The 15,940-nt window shown below is 62.6% G+C and carries 15 protein-coding genes; 2 read left to right on the plus strand and 13 right to left on the minus strand.

Annotated features, from left to right (window positions below):
- Nucleotides 1-328: 328 nt before the first annotated feature.
- From AC4FS3_RS26185 to AC4FS3_RS26195, 3 genes are all read right to left on the minus strand, one after another.
- Nucleotides 329-946, minus strand: coding sequence for a DUF1190 domain-containing protein (locus AC4FS3_RS26185; protein ID WP_283179785.1), 618 nt, complete (start codon nt 944-946; stop codon nt 329-331).
- Between the two features lie 23 nt (nt 947-969).
- The gene (locus AC4FS3_RS26190; protein WP_491022953.1) at nt 970-2,214 is read right to left on the minus strand and encodes a glutathionylspermidine synthase family protein; all 1,245 of its coding nucleotides are present in this window, start codon (nt 2,212-2,214) and stop codon (nt 970-972) included.
- A gap of 117 nt (nt 2,215-2,331) precedes the next feature.
- Nucleotides 2,332-2,685 (minus strand): cupin domain-containing protein, encoded by a 354-nt coding sequence (locus tag AC4FS3_RS26195; RefSeq protein ID WP_491022954.1) that lies wholly within the window; start codon nt 2,683-2,685, stop codon nt 2,332-2,334.
- Between the two features lie 183 nt (nt 2,686-2,868).
- Here AC4FS3_RS26195 and AC4FS3_RS26200 point away from each other — a divergent pair, with 183 nt between their 5' ends.
- The gene (locus AC4FS3_RS26200) at nt 2,869-3,450 is read left to right on the plus strand and encodes a GNAT family N-acetyltransferase (protein WP_491022955.1); all 582 of its coding nucleotides are present in this window, start codon (nt 2,869-2,871) and stop codon (nt 3,448-3,450) included.
- A gap of 10 nt (nt 3,451-3,460) precedes the next feature.
- Here AC4FS3_RS26200 and AC4FS3_RS26205 read toward each other — a convergent pair whose 3' ends face one another.
- The 9 genes from AC4FS3_RS26205 to glpD all read right to left on the minus strand — a co-directional run bounded on the left by AC4FS3_RS26205 (nt 3,461) and on the right by glpD (nt 13,864).
- Entirely contained in the window at nt 3,461-4,597 is a 1,137-nt protein-coding gene (locus AC4FS3_RS26205) for an iron-containing alcohol dehydrogenase (protein ID WP_491022956.1), read from the minus strand.
- Nucleotides 4,594-6,081 carry a glycerol kinase GlpK gene (gene glpK, locus AC4FS3_RS26210; RefSeq protein ID WP_491022957.1) on the minus strand — a complete coding sequence of 496 codons (1,488 nt, stop codon included), beginning with the start codon at nt 6,079-6,081 and terminating at the stop codon, nt 4,594-4,596. Before glpK ends, AC4FS3_RS26205 begins: the two co-directional genes overlap by 4 nt.
- Nucleotides 6,082-6,147: 66 nt before the next feature.
- The gene (locus tag AC4FS3_RS26215) at nt 6,148-7,869 is read right to left on the minus strand and encodes an ABC transporter substrate-binding protein (protein WP_283179790.1); all 1,722 of its coding nucleotides are present in this window, start codon (nt 7,867-7,869) and stop codon (nt 6,148-6,150) included.
- A gap of 62 nt (nt 7,870-7,931) precedes the next feature.
- Entirely contained in the window at nt 7,932-8,213 is a 282-nt protein-coding gene (locus AC4FS3_RS26220) for a DUF2160 domain-containing protein (RefSeq protein WP_491022981.1), read from the minus strand.
- Nucleotides 8,214-8,356: 143 nt separating this feature from the next.
- Nucleotides 8,357-9,160: a carbohydrate ABC transporter permease gene (locus AC4FS3_RS26225; RefSeq protein ID WP_249498950.1), complete on the minus strand. Its 804-nt coding sequence runs from the start codon at nt 9,158-9,160 to the stop codon at nt 8,357-8,359.
- Nucleotides 9,160-10,029, minus strand: a complete 870-nt coding sequence (locus tag AC4FS3_RS26230; RefSeq protein WP_092903227.1) for a carbohydrate ABC transporter permease — start codon at nt 10,027-10,029, stop codon at nt 9,160-9,162. The genes AC4FS3_RS26225 and AC4FS3_RS26230 overlap by 1 nt, the downstream gene beginning before the upstream one ends.
- Entirely contained in the window at nt 10,029-11,111 is a 1,083-nt protein-coding gene (locus tag AC4FS3_RS26235) for an ABC transporter ATP-binding protein (protein WP_491022958.1), read from the minus strand. Before AC4FS3_RS26235 ends, AC4FS3_RS26230 begins: the two co-directional genes overlap by 1 nt.
- A gap of 2 nt (nt 11,112-11,113) precedes the next feature.
- Complete coding sequence (locus tag AC4FS3_RS26240; RefSeq protein WP_491022959.1) at nt 11,114-12,202, minus strand: ABC transporter ATP-binding protein; 1,089 nt, start codon at nt 12,200-12,202, stop codon at nt 11,114-11,116.
- 63 nt (nt 12,203-12,265) lie between these two features.
- Nucleotides 12,266-13,864, minus strand: coding sequence for a glycerol-3-phosphate dehydrogenase (glpD, locus tag AC4FS3_RS26245; protein WP_491022960.1), 1,599 nt, complete (start codon nt 13,862-13,864; stop codon nt 12,266-12,268).
- Between the two features lie 267 nt (nt 13,865-14,131).
- Between glpD and AC4FS3_RS26250 the strand changes: the two genes are divergently transcribed.
- On the plus strand, nt 14,132-14,917 hold the full coding sequence (locus tag AC4FS3_RS26250) for a DeoR/GlpR family DNA-binding transcription regulator (protein WP_491022961.1): 786 nt from the start codon (nt 14,132-14,134) through the stop codon (nt 14,915-14,917).
- A 710-nt stretch (nt 14,918-15,627) separates the two neighbouring features.
- Here AC4FS3_RS26250 and AC4FS3_RS26255 read toward each other — a convergent pair.
- Nucleotides 15,628-15,909, minus strand: coding sequence for a hypothetical protein (locus AC4FS3_RS26255; protein ID WP_491022962.1), 282 nt, complete (start codon nt 15,907-15,909; stop codon nt 15,628-15,630).
- Nucleotides 15,910-15,940 lie beyond the last annotated feature (31 nt).

The following is a 15,940-nucleotide window of genomic DNA, read 5'->3' on the forward strand; positions in this document are numbered from 1 at the left end:
AATAAGGCCCGTCCGCGAATGCCTGCCAAAGCCCCGGACAACCTTATCCCCAGACCCGCGCCCAAAATGGGGATAACATCCTGGAATCAATGCCCCCGCACCCAGAATCGCAGCCGTGATACCGTCAGAAACACCTGGATTTTCCTCACAATCTCCCGGAGTCGCGTTCCACTCCCCCGCAGAGGCAGAACATTTCCCTCTGCGCGCGACCTACGCGCACGGTCGTCACAGGTCAGCACCTTCGCCCCACCACCTTTGCGCAAATGAAAGAGGCCCGGCAAACGCCGGGCCACATATTTGCCGCATGACAGGGAACTGCGCCTGTGCCTCAGCCGCCGGCAGAACTGCCGCTGCTGGCGCCGAAGCCGCCACGAGACTGCGCGGTCGCCTTGGTCATCGGCGGCTTTCCGACCGTGGTGGGCGGGCGGGTGAACTGGCTCGCCGGCAGCTTTGCCTTGCCGGAATTCGAGGAATAGGCCGAGGTTCCCGCTGCATTGGCGAATTTGCCATCTGCAGTCTTGTAAAGCGGCTGTGCCGCCGCGACGCCGCGCTGACCGCCCAGCATATTGCCGATCAGATAGCCCATCATCAGCGGCATGAAGATCGACCCCGACCCGCCTGACTGCACCTGTTGTTCATTGCCGCAGGCGCCCGCGCCATGCTCTGCCTCACAGGTTTGCAGACTGTCATAGCGTGGCGCGGTTTCGACATGCAGCACTTCGGCCTCGGCGAAAGCGGCGTCGCAATCGGCACCCGAGAACATGCCGCCCAGCGAAGCCGCCTCTTTACAGCTTTTCAGATCCGGAAAGGCCTGGGCATCGACCTCATCCTCGGTACAGGCCGCAAGCGCGAAGCTCGCTGCCCCGAGGATCGCCAGCGCGACGTGACGCGAGCGTTTTCTGCTCGCCTGCGTGACCGGAGCTGTGACCGGAGCGGTTTTTTGCATGGCTTTGGCCTTTCGGGGTCAATTCAGTCGCGAATGAAATGCGGTTTGAACCGCGACAGGTCCTGGGTAATGCGCGAGCGATCCTCGCGGATCCCAATGCCCACGGCGGCCTGCCCGACCATCCAGGCGCCGATCACCGGGCGAAAGCCGTCAAAAACCGGCAGCGGCTGCAGGGCCTGGATGATACGCGGATGCTGGTCATAACCGCGCGCCGATGCGGTCTCGGTCGCGCGACCCTGCTCATAGATATCGACCGAGGCGCCTTCGCGGGAGAAAAGCGGCTTCCTCACATAGCCCTGGGCAAGCTGTGCCTCGGCGCGACTGAGGCTGGCACTGACAGCGGGCGGAACGGCGCCGCGCGCAGATCCGGTTACGGCCCCGGGCAGATCCTGCGAAATATCCGCCTCGAAAAACGCAGGCAGCAGGTTCGGATGGCCTTCGAACAACTGCCACAGAACCGGCAACAGACCCTTATTCGACAGAACCGCCTTCCAGGCCGGTTCCAGCAGCATCGCGCCCGAGCCGGCAATCTGCGCCGCATAATCGTCGCGCAGCAGATCTTCCCAGGGGTAGAGCTTGAACAGTGTCTCGATCACCCGGTCTTCGGCATCGATGAACTGGCCGTCAGACGAGAGGCCGATCTTGTCCAGATCGCTGTAATGCGCGCCAAGCCCCGCCTCACGTGCGGCCCAGCCCATGGTTTCAACCGTGGCGTAATCTTCGGGATTGCCGCCGATGGCGGTGAAATGCAGATCCGTGCCTTCCGGGAACAATTCGCGAAAGCGGTCAACCAGCGCCTCATGGATGCCGTTGAACTGGTCATCGCCCTGGCGCAACACCCCGGCCGCAAGCTGATCTTCCAACCAGGTCCATTGGAATGATGCACTCTCATAAAGCGAAGTAGGCGTATCCGCGTTATATTCCAGCAGTTTCGCCGGACCGGTGCCATCATAGACCAGATCGAACCGGCCATAGATTTCGGGCTCATTGCGGCGCCAGCTGTCAGCGACCAGATCCCAATGCGCGCGCGGGATCGCCAGGCGCTCCATCAGCTCTTCGCTGGCGATGATCTGGCCTGCGGCCTCGCGGCACATGGCATGAAGTGCGGTCGCAGGGTCTTCCAGATCCTCTTCGATCTGGCCCAACGTGAAAGCATAGGCCGAGGTTTCATCCCAATAGGGCTCGCCATGCATATCGGCAAAGGTAAAGCCGAGCTCTGCGGCTTTGGCGCGCCAGTCTGGCCGCTCTGGCAGGGTGATCTTCTGCATTATGTCCCCGTCCCGGAAAAAGGCAGGGGCAGAGATAGAGCAATCACCCGCGAAGTCCAGTCGCCGGGTCGTATTTTGCCGGAGAGGCGCGACTGGCCGCTCCGGCAAAGGCGGATCTTACTTCAGGCGGATGGCGAAATGTTTGCGGACCGGCTCTTCAATGGTCCAGGTGCCTTTAAACGTGGCCTCGACCGCGAAAGCATCGCCCGGGCCCACGGTGACGGGGGTGCCGCCATCGGGGGTGATTGTGATACGACCCTCGATCAGGTGCACGAATTCATAGAACTGGTAGCTTGCATGCCAGGTTCCGGTCGTCGCCTCCCAGGTGCCCGAGATCACATTGCCGTCCAGCGATGTATGCTGGATCCAGTAGCGCATGGTCGGATTGCCTTCGACTTTGACCCAGCCCTCCAGATCGGTGGTGATGGGCTCGGGGCCGGGCGCGGGGAAGCGGAATACCGTGATACTCATGTCTGTCCTCGGAGTGATGTTGCGGATCTCAGCAATCTTGGTAGGCCGCCGCCGCCCGTCGCGCAAGCCGCGAGGCCGGGCCGGCGGATCCTGCGCGAAACGCCCGATGGGGCTGGTAAGCGCGCGTCAGATCGTCAAAGACTGCAGGACAGAGCCGCGCAAAGGCAGGAACGGGACAGAGCCATGGAAATCCGCAAAGCAAGGGCAGATGACGCCGCACATCTGGTGCGTTTCATCAATATGGCAGCCGACGATCTGCCATTGCATTTCTGGCGCAAATCCGTGGGCCCGGAAGGCGACCCCTGGGCGTTCGGGCGAGAACGTGCCGCGCGTGCGACCGGGAATTTCTCTTATTCCAACGCCTGGCTGGCCGAGACTGACGGTGCGGTCGCGGCCTGCCTTCTGGGCTATGCAGCCGAGGCCGACCCCGGCCCGATCGCGCCCGACATGCCGCCGATCTTTGTGCCGCTGCTGGAACTTGAGGCACTGGCACCCGGCTCCTGGTATCTGAATGTGCTCGCCTCTTATCCCGAGTTTCGCGGCAAGGGCCTCGGCAGCGCTTTGCTGGCACAGGCCGAGATCATTGCAGCGGCGGCCGGTCATGACAGCATCAGCCTGATCGCCGCCGACACGCATCTGGACGCGCTGCGTCTCTATACGGCCAGGGGTTACCGCCAGATCGCCAGCCGTCCCGTTGTCCGGGATGACTGGGACGTCGCAGCGGGCGAATGGCGTCTCTTCACGAAACAGATCGGTAAGGGCTGATCCCGGGCCCTCACCCGGCCTCTGCCAGGACCCCTTCAAGATCAGCGGCGGTCAGTGCGACCGGATTTCCTCTGAAGGACGAGCTTTGCATCGACGCTTTGGCCACATCGGCAAAACGCGCCGGCGCAAGGCCCTGGTCCCGCAGGCCGGCAAGCCCGGCCTCACGCGCCCAGGCGGACAGCGCGCGCGGCGCCTCGTCGCCGGAAACCCCCAGCCCCTCGCCAAGAATATCGCAGACGGTGGCAAGTCGCGCGGCGGTCTCACCGCTCGCGTGCGCCCGATTTGCCGCAAGCACCGGGCCAAGCAAGACGCCACAGATCGCGCCATGTGCCGCCGGTGTCACTCCGCCAATCACGCCTGCCAGGCCATGCACTGCGCCAAGCCCGCCATTGGCCAGCGCGATGCCGCCGGTAAGGCTGACCCAGGCCATTTCATCGCGCGCATCTTTGTTTTCGCCGCGCATCAGGCTTTGCAATGCCGCAAGCCCCCTTGGGATCGCGGGCAGGGTCAGCGCATCGGTAAAGGGCGTGGCCCGGTTCGAGACATAGGGCTCGATCACCTGGGCCAGCGCATCAAGGCCCGAGACCAGCGTCACATGGCGCGGGCACTGATCGGTCAGCGCAGGATCGACCAGCGCAAGGCGCGGCAGCATCCGGTCATCGCGCAGCGAAACCTTGCGGCCATGTTCGGGCAGGCCGATCACCGCGTTTTTCGTAGCCTCGGCCCCGGTGCCGGAGGTAGAGGGCAAAGCGACACAAGGCAGCGGGGGCACGCTGAGGGGCAAGGCGCGGCCCACGACCTCCAGATGGTCCATCGCGCCGCCGGGCGCCGGGATCAGGGCCGCCAGCGCCTTGGCCATGTCGATCACCGCACCGCCCCCGAGACCCACCACCACATCGGGGGCAAATCCCGCAACATCGCGCAGCGCCGCTTCGAGCATCGGCAGCGTCGGCTCGCTGCTGCATGAGACGCAGTGCAAGGCGCAATCCTGCAGGGACGAGCTCAGCCACGCGGCGCGTCCTGGATCCCGGCCATGAACCAGCAGCACGCGGCGGCCAAAGGCACGGATCAGCGCAGGTGCCTGTGCCGCCTCGCCGCGGCCAAACAGGATCCGGCCAGGCAAAGCGACGTTGAAGCTTCCAGTCATGCTGCGGCCATTGTGGCAGCCACGGCTTTTTTCCAGGCGGCATATTTCTGATCGCGCAAGCCGGGCTCCATTCGGGGGGTGAACCGCTTTTCCAGCGCCCAGCTTTTCGCGAAATCTTCCGGCCCAGGCAAGAGACCGGCCTGGAAACCGGCAAGATAGGCCGCGCCGAGCGCCGTGGTCTCGGTCACTTCGGGGCGGTCGACAGGGGCGCCGAGGATATCTGACAGAAACTGCATCGCGCCCTCGCTTGCAGACATGCCGCCATCGACGCGCAACACGCCCTCTGCATCGGTCCCCCAATCGGCACGCATCGCCTCCAGGAGGTCGCGCGTCTGATAGCCGACGCTTTGCAAGGCCGCGCGGGCGAATTCGGCGGGGCCGGAATTGCGGGTCAGCCCGTAAATCGCGCCCCGGCAATCGGGCCGCCAGTAGGGCGCGCCAAGCCCGGTGAAAGCGGGTACCAGGATGACCTCCTGTGCCGGGTCGGCGGCCTCAGAAAGGGCCTGCGTCTCGGAAGCGGCGCGGATGATCTGCAACCCATCGCGCAGCCATTGCACCACTGCCCCCGCGATGAAAATCGAGCCTTCCAGCGCATAGGTGGTCTCGCCCTTCAGCCTATAGGCGATGGTTGTCAGGAGCCGGTTCTTTGACGGGACCATCTGCGCCCCGGTGTTCAAAAGCGCGAAACAGCCGGTGCCATAGGTCGATTTCATCATACCGGGCTGGAAACAGGCCTGCCCGACCGTCGCGGCCTGCTGATCCCCTGCCACACCAAGGATCGGGATCTCGCGACCCAGGAGATCTGAGCGGGTCATACCAAAATCAGCGGCGCAATCCTTTACCTCGGGCAGAAGCGCGGCCGGAATATCAAGCAGTGCCAGGATCTCGGAATCCCAGCGGTTTTCCACGATATTGAACAACATGGTGCGGGCGGCATTGGTGGCATCCGTCGCATGAACCTTCCCGCCTGTGAGGTTCCAGATCAGCCAGCTGTCGACAGTGCCAAAGGCCAGGTCGCCCTTTTCCGCCCGCGCCCGCGCGCCCGGAATCGTATCGAGCAGATATTTCAGTTTGGTCGCCGAGAAATAGGGATCGAGCAGCAGGCCGGTTTTCGCGGTGATCATGGCCTCTTGCCCTGCCTCACGCAGCGCGTCGCAGATCGGCGCCGTGCGGCGATCCTGCCAGACGATGGCATTATGCAGCGGCTGGCCGGTGGCACGGTCCCATAAAAGGGTGGTCTCGCGCTGATTGGTGATGCCGATGGCGGCGATGTCGCTGGCCTGAATGCCAGCGCGCTCGACCACCGCGCGCATCGCGGCGGCGATTGTTGCCCAGAGATCGGCCGGATCATGTTCCACCTGGCCAGGCTGCGGATAATGCTGGGGGAATTCTTCCTGCGCCTGGGCAATGGGCTTCAGGTTCTGGTCGAAAAGGATCGCTCTCGATGAGGTCGTGCCCTGATCAATGGCAAGAATATGGGTCATCGCGCAGGCCTCTTCATTGCTCAGTCAAATCGGGCGAGCCCTTTGGCCCGCCCGATCCCGGTCAGCTTACTGCCAGGACTTGATCAGCTCGTCATAGCTGATGGTTTCCGGCGTCGGATCTTCATTGTCGAGTTTTGCCACCGGCGAGCCTTCTTTCGCAAGCCATTCCGCCGGATCGGATTCCTCGTTCAGTTTCGGACCGATATCGCCCTGGACCCCCGAACGCTCGAGACGCGCCATCACGCTTTCCTGCTCAGCGCAAAGCGCGTCGAGGGCCTCTTGCGGGGTTTTAGCCCCCGACATCGCATCCCCGATATGCTGCCACCAGAGCTGTGCCAGACGCGGATAGTCCGGCACGTTGGTGCCCGTGGGCGTCCATTGCACGCGGGCGGGCGAGCGGTAGAACTCGACCAGACCACCAAGCGCCGGAGAACGCTCGGTGAAGCTCTTATCCTGAATGGTGCTTTCGCGGATGAAGGTCAGGCCGACATGGCTTTTCTTCACATCGACGGTTTTCGAGGTCACGAACTGCGCGTACAGCCAGGCGGCCTGAGCGCGGTCGACCGGGGTCGATTTCATCAGGGTCCAGGAGCCGACATCCTGATAGCCAAGCTTGGTGCCCTCGGTCCAGTAGGCCCCGCGCGGGCTGGGGGCCATGCGCCATTTCGGCGTGCCGTCGTCATTCATCACGGCGGTGCCGGGCTTGAGCATATCGGCGGTAAAGGTGGTGTACCAGAACATCTGCTGGGCGATATTGCCCTGCGCGGGAACCGGACCTGCCTCGCCAAAGGTCATGCCCTGGGCTTCGGGTGGCGTGAATTTGTTCAGCCATTCGATCGCCTTGGTCACAGCATAGACCGCAGCCGCGTCATTGGTCGCACCACCGCGCGCCACGCAGGATCCGACAGGGCGCGAGTTTTCGTCGACCCGGATGCCCCATTCGTCGACCGGCAGACCGTTCGGATCCCCCTTGTCGCCGCCCCCGGCCATTGAGAACCAGGCGTCGGTGTAGCGCCAGCCAAGGCTCGGGTCTTTCTTGCCGTAATCCATATTGCCGAACACGCCCGAAGCCGGCCCGCCCATATAGGACATGTCGCGCCCGGTGAAGAATTCGGCGATATCCTCATAGGCCGACCAGTTCAGCGGCACACCCAGATCATAGCCATATTTCTCTTTGAAATCGGCTTTGGTTTTCTCGTCATTGAACCAGTCATAGCGGAACCAGTAGAGGTTCGCGAATTGCTGATCGGGCAGCTGGTAGAGTTCTCCGTCCGGCGCGGTGGTGAATTTCAGCCCGATGAAGTCATTCAGATCAAGGCCCGGATTGGTGTAATCCTTGCCTTCATTCGCCATCCATTCGGTCAGGCTGCGCGCCTGCTGATAGCGCCAATGGGTGCCGATCAGGTCGGAATCGTTGACATAGCCGTCATAGATATTCTCGCCGGTCTGCATCTGGGTCTGCAGTTTTTCAACCACATCGCCCTCACCGATCAGGTCATGCGTGACCTTGATCCCGGTGATCGCGGTAAAGGCCGGCGCCAGCACTTTGCTCTCGTATTCATGGGTGGTGATGGTTTCCGAGACGACCTTGATCTCCATCCCGGCATGCGGTTTTGCGGCGTCGATGAACCATTGCATCTCGGCCTCCTGATCGGCGCGGGTCAGCGAGGAGAGATCGCCGATTTCCGCGTCGAGGAACTTTTTCGCCGCCTCCATATCAGCCCAGGCGGGCGCGCCAAAGACCATCAGCGCAAGCGCCATGGCGGTGGTGGTATGCTTCAACCTCATGTTCTCCTCCCTGAGAAACTTTGTTGAAAGAGCCCGCCCGGGTGATCCCGGTGCGGGAATGGTCAGACCCAGCGAAAGACCGCTGCGCCGTAAAAAAGACAGATGATGAGCGCCCCCCAGACCGGGGGCCCTGCGAAAAACAGCCAGCCGAGGCAAATGAAAGCCGAGCCGAGCACGGTAATGAAAAGACGGTCGCCGCGCGTGGTCTCGATGCGCAAAATGCCCTTGCGCGGCGTTTCGGGAAACCGGATGGCAAGAATGGTAAAGGTGACCAGCACTGTCGCGATGCACCAGAAGAAGAAGGCGACAGGAAAGCTCCAGGCCATCCAGCCGCGCGGGATCATCGGGTCGGTCCAGGCCTTGCCGTCACTTCCCGAAGGTGTGGCCCAGATCAGGAAGGCCAATGCGCAACCAAGGATCACGGCGGCGGTCAGGGTGATCAGGGTCCAGTTGGGGCGGGCCGCAGTGCCCGTTTCGGAAGTGGTCATCACACCCTCCCCAGGGCGAAGCCCTTGGCGATATAATTGCGGACGAAGTAAATCACCAGGGCGCCCGGTACGATGGTCAAGACGCCCGCCGCCGCCAGCACGCCCCAGTCCATCCCCGAGGCCGAGACCGTGCGCGTCATGATCGCGGCGATGGGCTTTGCGTTAACGGCGGTCAGGGTGCGCGACAGCAAAAGCTCGACCCAGGAGAACATGAAGCAGAAAAACGCCGCGACCCCGATGCCCGATGCGATCAGCGGCATGAAGATCTTCACGAAGAACCGCGGGAAGGAATAGCCGTCGATATAGGCGGTCTCGTCGATCTCTTTCGGGACACCGCGCATGAAGCCCTCAAGGATCCAGACCGCCAGCGGCACGTTGAACAGGCAATGCGCCAGCGCGACCGCGATATGCGTGTCGAAAAGCCCAACGCTTGAATAAAGCTGGAAGAAGGGCAGCGCGAAAACGGCGGGCGGCGCCATGCGGTTGGTCAGCAGCCAGAAGAACAGATGCTTGTCGCCCATGAAATTATAGCGCGAGAAAGCATAGGCCGCCGGCAGCGCCACAGTGATCGAAATCACCGTATTCATCACCACATAGATGATCGAATTGACGTAACCCATATACCAGGAGGGGTCGGTCAGGATCACCGTGTAGTTCCGCAGCGTGAACTCGTGCGGGAACAAGGTAAAGGCGCCGGTGATCTCGGTATTGGTCTTGAAGCTCATGTTCACGAGCCAGTAGATCGGCACCAGCAGGAACAGGAGGTAAAGCGCCATGACGATGGCGGAAGGTTTCACGCGCATCACTTCGCCTCCTTATCCATATTGGTCATCACGGTGTAGAACACCCATGAAACCAGCAGGATCACGAGGAAATACATCAGGCTGAAGGCCGCAGCCGGGCCAAGATCGAACTGCCCCACCGCCATTTTCACCAGATCAATCGACAGGAAGGTGGTCGAATTGCCCGGGCCGCCACCCGTCACGACGAAAGGCTCGGTATAGATCATGAAACTGTCCATAAACCGCAGCAGTATCGCGATCAGCAACACGCCCTGCATCTTCGGCAATTCGATATAGCGAAAGACCGACCAGCGGCTGGCCTGGTCAATACGGGCGGCCTGGTAATAGGCCTCGGGGATGGATTGCAGGCCCGCATAGCACAAAAGGGCTACCAGCGAAGTCCAGTGCCAGACATCCATCACGATCACGGTGGCCCAGGCATCGAACGGGTTGCTGGTGTAATTGTAATTGATGCCCAGGGCCGCCAACCCGCGCCCCAGCAGGCCGATGTCAACGCGGCCAAAGATCTGCCAGATTGTGCCGACCACATTGAACGGGATCAGCAAAGGCAGCGCCATCAGCACAAGGCAGAAAGACGCCCAGAAGCCCTTTTTCGGCATGTTCAGCGCGACGAAAATCCCCAGAGGCACCTCGATCGCGAGGATGATCGCCGAGAACATCACCTGGCGGCCAAGCGCGCCATGCAGGCGCTCGGAATGGATCATCTCGTCGAACCATTCCAGCCCGGCCCAGAAGAAATCATTGCTGCCGAAAGTATCGTTGAAGGCGTAGTTCACCACCGTCATCAGCGGGATCACCGCCGAAAAGGCGACAAGGATCAGAACCGGGATCACCAGAAACCAGGCGCGGTTGTTTTGCGTCTTTTCCATCACGCGGCCCTCTCTGCAGGCGAGCGCGGTGCAACCCGCCAGTCATTCGCGTAGACGTTGATCCTTTGCGCAGCAAAGCTGACGCGGGGGCTTGCGGGAACCCCGACACCTTCGGGCAGCACCACATTCAGCGGCTTGCCCAGAACCTCTCCCCGGATCAGCCGGTGCCGGCCGACATCCTCGATCCGGTGGATGGTCAGCGCGAGACCCTCATCGCTGAGGCTGACATATTCCGGCCGAATGCCGATCTGGCCTGTGACCGGCGCATATTCAGCGCCAAGCGCGATCACCGTACCATCGCTGAGCGTGGCGCGATCGCCTTCGACCTGAGCCTCGAGGAAGTTCATCCCAGGCGAGCCGATGAAATAGCCGACAAAACTATGGGCCGGGGTCTCGAACAGCTCTTCCGGCGTGCCCATCTGCACCACGCGACCGTCATACATGATCACGACCTTGTCGGCGAAGGTCAGCGCCTCGGTCTGGTCATGGGTGACATAGATCATCGTATGGCCAAACTCGCGATGCAGCTGTTTCAGCTGGGTGCGCAGCTCCCATTTCATATGCGGGTCGATGACCGTCAGCGGCTCGTCAAACAGGATCGCGTTGACATCCTCGCGCACCATGCCGCGGCCAAGGCTGATCTTCTGCTTCGCATCTGCCGTCAGGCCCCGGGCCTTTCTGGACAGCATCGCCTCCATCCCGATCATCTGCGCGATATGGTCGACGCGGGCCTTGATATAGGCCGGATCCATGCCGCGATTGCGCAGGGGGAAAGCGAGATTGTCGCGCACCGACATCGTGTCATAGACAACAGGGAACTGGAACACCTGGGCGATATTGCGCTCCGCCGTGGCGGCGTCGGTCACATCGAGGTCTCCGAACAGCACCCGGCCATGGCTGGGGCGCAAGAGGCCCGAGATGATGTTCAGAAGCGTGGTCTTGCCGCAGCCCGAGGACCCGAGCAACGCATAGGCGCCGCCATCCTGCCAGACATGGTCCATCTCCTTCAGCGCGTAATCCTTCTCGCTGGCGGGATTGGGCAGATAGCTGTGGGCAAGGTTTTTCAGCGTGATCTGTGCCATGGTCAGGCGGCCCTCGCATAGGGCGCCGGCGCTGCCAGCCGCCCTTCCGCATCAAAGAGATAGACATGCGCCGGGTCGAGCCAGACCTCGACCTCGGCGCCCGGTGTCAGGGCATGTACCCCCTCGACCAGACCGACCCAGCGTTCGCCTTCATGGCCGAGATGGAGGAAGGTTTCCGAGCCGGTGATCTCGGTGACCGAGAGCTTTGCCCGAAAGGGCATGGCGCTTACGGAAGGCCGGTTCAGGAACAGGTGATTGGCCCGGAACCCTGCCCTGTAGCGCCCGTCCGGCAGCGCGGCGAAAGCGCCATCTGCGGGGCCGCTGGCGGTGCTGCCGAATTTCAGCCGCTGGCCTTCCTTCACCACGGCCAGGAAATTCATCGGCGGATCACTGAAGACGCGGGCGGTGGTGGCATCGACCGGCTGGCGATAGACCTCGGGCGTCGGGCCAAACTGCGTCACGCGGCCCTCCCAGAGCGTGGCGGTATTGCCGCCCAGCAAAAGCGCCTCTTCGGGTTCGGTGGTCGCATAGACGAAGATCGCGCCCGAAGCCTCGAAGATACGCGGAATCTCTACGCGCAACTCCTCGCGCAGCTTGTAGTCAAGATTGGCCAGCGGTTCATCGAGCAACACGAGGCCCGCATCCTTGACCAGAGCCCGCGCCAGCGCGCAGCGCTGCTGCTGGCCGCCCGACAGCTCCAGCGGTTTGCGCGTGAGCATCGGCGTCAGCCGCAGCATGGCGGCGGTTTCCTGCACCCGTGCGTCGATCTCGGCCTTTGGGCGGCCAAGGATACGCAAAGGTGAGGCGATATTCTCGTAAACCGTCAGACCGGGATAATTGATGAATTGCTGATAGACCATCGCGACGCCGCGATCCTGGACACGCTGACCTGTCACATCCTGGCCCTGCCAGAGGATCGCCCCGCCATCGGGCCGGTCCAGCCCGGCCATCAGCCGCATCAGGCTGGTCTTGCCCGAGAGCGTCGGCCCGAGAAGCACATTCATCGTGCCCTTCTGCAATGTCAGGCTGGTGGGGTGGATATGCACCCGCCCGTCCACCTGCCGCGACACGTTTTGCAGTTCCAGCGTCATCCATCCTCCCCTCAGGCGCAGCCTTCGCATCCTCCAATGCCCGGGCACGCCGATTTCTCGCTCTCAGGCCGCCGGTGTCTCCCGGTTCTGTGCCGCTTTGGCCATAAAGGCCTCCAGCGCCATGATCTGGTCTTTGGTCATATGCAGCCCAAGCCGCGTGCGCCGCCAAAGGATGTCCGCCGCCTCGCGGGCATATTCGCGCGTGATCAGCCAGTTGACCTCGGCCCCGCTCAGCGTCGCGCCAAAATCCGGGCCCAGATCCTCGGGCCGGGTCGCGCCCGCCAGCATCTCAGACGCCTCGGTGCCATAAGTGCGGATCAGGCGGGCGGCATGGGCGTGGGTCAGGAACGGAAAGCCCGCTTTCAGCCGCGCCACCTGATCTGCCACCCCGTCATGCGGGAAATTGCCGCCAGGGAGCGCAACCCGCGCCGTCCAGGCCGCCCCGGCCTGCGGGAAAAACGGCGCGAGCTTTGCCAGCGCATTTTCCGCCAGGCGGCGATAGGTGGTGATCTTGCCGCCGAACACATTCAGAAGCGGCGGCGCCCTGTGATCCGCCCCCGTATCCAGGCTCAGCACATATTCCCTTGTCGCCGCCGTCGCCGATTTCGCGCCGTCATTGTAAAGCGGGCGCACCCCGGAATAGCTCCAGACCACATCATCCGGCGTGACCGGCTTTGCGAAATAGCGGCTGGCAAAGGCGCAAAGATAATCGCGTTCCTCATCGGTGCAGACCACTTCAGCCGGGCTGCCCTGATGATCCTTGTCGGTGGTGCCGATCAGGGTGAAGTCATCCTCATAGGGAATGGCGAAGATGATCCGCCCGTCGGTGCCCTGGAAGAAATAGGCGCGGTCATGGTCATAAAGCCTGCGCGTCACGATATGGCTGCCGCGCACCAGCCGCACGCCTTCGGTCGAAGTGATATGGGCCACGTCGCGGATCACCTCGCCCACCCAGGGGCCGCCGGCATTGACCAGAGCCCGCGCCAGATGGGTCTCGCGCCCGTGCGGGCCTTCGGCGGTGATCTCCCAATGGGCGGCTGCCCGGCGCGCCGATATGACTTTGGTGCGCGTTAGGATGCGCGCGCCCCGCGCCCCGGCATCGCGGGCGTTCAGAACCACAAGGCGCGAATCCTGCACCCAGCAGTCGGAATATTCCCAGGCGCGGCCAAAGCCCGGCTGCAGGCAGCGCCCCGCCGGATCCGTCTGCAGATCCAGCCTTCGCGTGCCCGGCAGGATCTTTCGCCCGCCCAGCGTATCGTAAAGAAACAGCCCCAGCCGGATCAGCCATGCGGGGCGGCGACCCTTCATCCAGGGCATCACAAACCCCAAAAGCCGCGAGGTCGGCGTGTCACTTTCGAACCGCATCCCGGGGCTGTAGGGCAACACGAACCGCATCGGCCAGCTGATATGGGGCATGGCGACCAGCAGGGTTTCACGCTCCTGCAAGGCTTCGCGCACCAGATGGAATTCGAAATATTCCAGGTAGCGCAGCCCGCCATGGAACATCTTGGTCGAGGCCGATGAGGTGCCCTGCGCCAGGTCGCCCTGTTCGGCCAGCGTGACCGTCAGCCCACGCCCCGCCGCATCGCGGGCAATGCCGCAGCCATTCACGCCGCCGCCAATGATGAAGAGGTCGGTCATCTCTGCGGTCGGTGTCGACATGTTCCCTCCCTCAGCTCGCATTCCGCGCCCATCAACGAGTAGCAGCCAGATTTCATCGGTCAAGCCTGCATTTTCGTTTTTGCGCGATTTGATCATTAAGGAACATTAATTGCCGCATTGCAGCGTAAATATTCCATCGAAACTTTCGGTTTTTCACTATCTCGCAGGCTTGCGCGCGGGCTTGCCTTCCGTATTCTTCCGCATCACAACGGCAAAACGGCGGGCAAAACCGCGCATGAAACGAACCCTTGCAGAAAGCGGGACTCCTTGGCGCTGAGCATCCGGCAAAATCAGATCGTAGAGCTTGCCCGGGCCGAGGGCCGGGTCGTGGTTGAGGATCTGGCGCATCGTTTCGACGTGACCCTGCAGACTATCCGCCGCGATCTGACGGATCTGGCCGAGGCGGGGCTGCTCGACCGTGTCCATGGCGGGGCGGTGCCCCGTATGGGCATGGTCAATCTGGGCTATGAGGCGCGCCGCCGTCTGCATTCCGAGGCCAAGGCCGCGATCGCCACCGCCTGCGCCGCCGCGATCCCCGACAATTCCAGCCTGATCCTCAACCTTGGCACGACAACCGAAGCCGTGGCGCGCGCGCTGATCCACCATTCGAATATCACGGTCATCACCAACAATATGAATGTTGCCAATATTCTCGCGGAGAATCCGGGCTGCGAGATCATGGTGGCGGGGGGCGCACTGCGCCGTTCGGATGGCGGCCTGGTGGGCGAACTTGCCACCCAGTTCATCGAACAGTTCAAGGTGGATTACGCGGTTATCGGTACATCGGCGCTGGATCTGGACGGCGACCTGCTGGATTATGACCTGGCCGAGGTGCGGGTCAGCCGGGCAATCCTGCGCCAGGCCCGACAGGCGTTTCTGGTTACGGATCACAGCAAGCTGGGCCGATCCGCGCCGGCGCGGATTGCCTGTCTGGCGGAAATCGACACGCTGTTCACCGACCGGGCCCTGCCTGACGCACTGTATGAAAAATGCGCCGGATGGCGGACCCATCTTCATATCTGTGAATCGGCACCCGTCCCTGACAGCGCCTGACCGAAGCGGCGGCGTGCCCGTTGGGCCGCACTCCGGTTTTTGGCCAGCGGGATGGGAGGAGTATCCGCACCACACTGCGCCAGCAGCGGCAGGTCCGGCTGAGACCGCGCGGACAGGGGCAAGGGGGCCAGACGATTCCCCCTCCTTTCCCTGAAAACATGATGACGCCAGATCTTTGGCCACAAAGCCGAGGAAACTGCGGCACGGACCTCAAATGATCTCGCGCCTCTAGATCCGCACTGCCGGCAGGTTGCAAAGCAGCGGGGCACGCCGTGAAATCATCGGGCGCGCTTTGCCTGCAAGGGTCAGAAACCTGATTCAGATCGCGCCGCCTCGAACGGCACCGGCCGCGCCCCCATTAATTCCGGCGCCGCGAAGCCCCACTCGCATGAGAGGGTCGCGATCCGGCCTGTTGTCACGGTGCTGCAGATGCTGACACCGGGCGGATGCCAGGCGTATTGCGGCGGGCAACCCCTGAAAGGGCAGCGCATAGATCTGACCCGCATTCTGCCGTCCAGTCCGACACAGAGCATATGGCAGGCGCGCGCAGCCCCGGGCGGTGATCTCACTGAAGGTCGGGGAAACCGCAAATCTGCTGCCCGGGGCTTACCGGTCTTGATGGACAAGGGGGGCGATCCGCGCCCGACAGATCGCCCTCAGCGCCTCCATCGCCTCAGCTGGCAGGGCAGGCAAATCACTGGCGGCACTGTTCAAGAGCACCAGATGCGTGTTTTCGCCCCCGGGATTACCGCGCGGACGACCTGTTCGGTCAGGATCCGGCACAGATCGTTTTGTCCCATCGACACCATATGCGGCACCAGACGGCGGATGTGCTGCTCCACCTCAAGCGCAAGGTCATAGGGCACACCGGCAAAGATCGCGCCCTTGTTGAAAACCTCGCCATTGCGGTTAAAGGCGCAGTGATCATCGGCGCAGAACGCCCTGTCACCCGCCATCTTGCCGGTGAGAAGCACCGAGGCCAGCTCCAGCAACACAATCACCTTGCAAGACGAAGTTTATCAA

The organism is Pseudogemmobacter sp. TB195 (genome assembly GCF_058313095.1).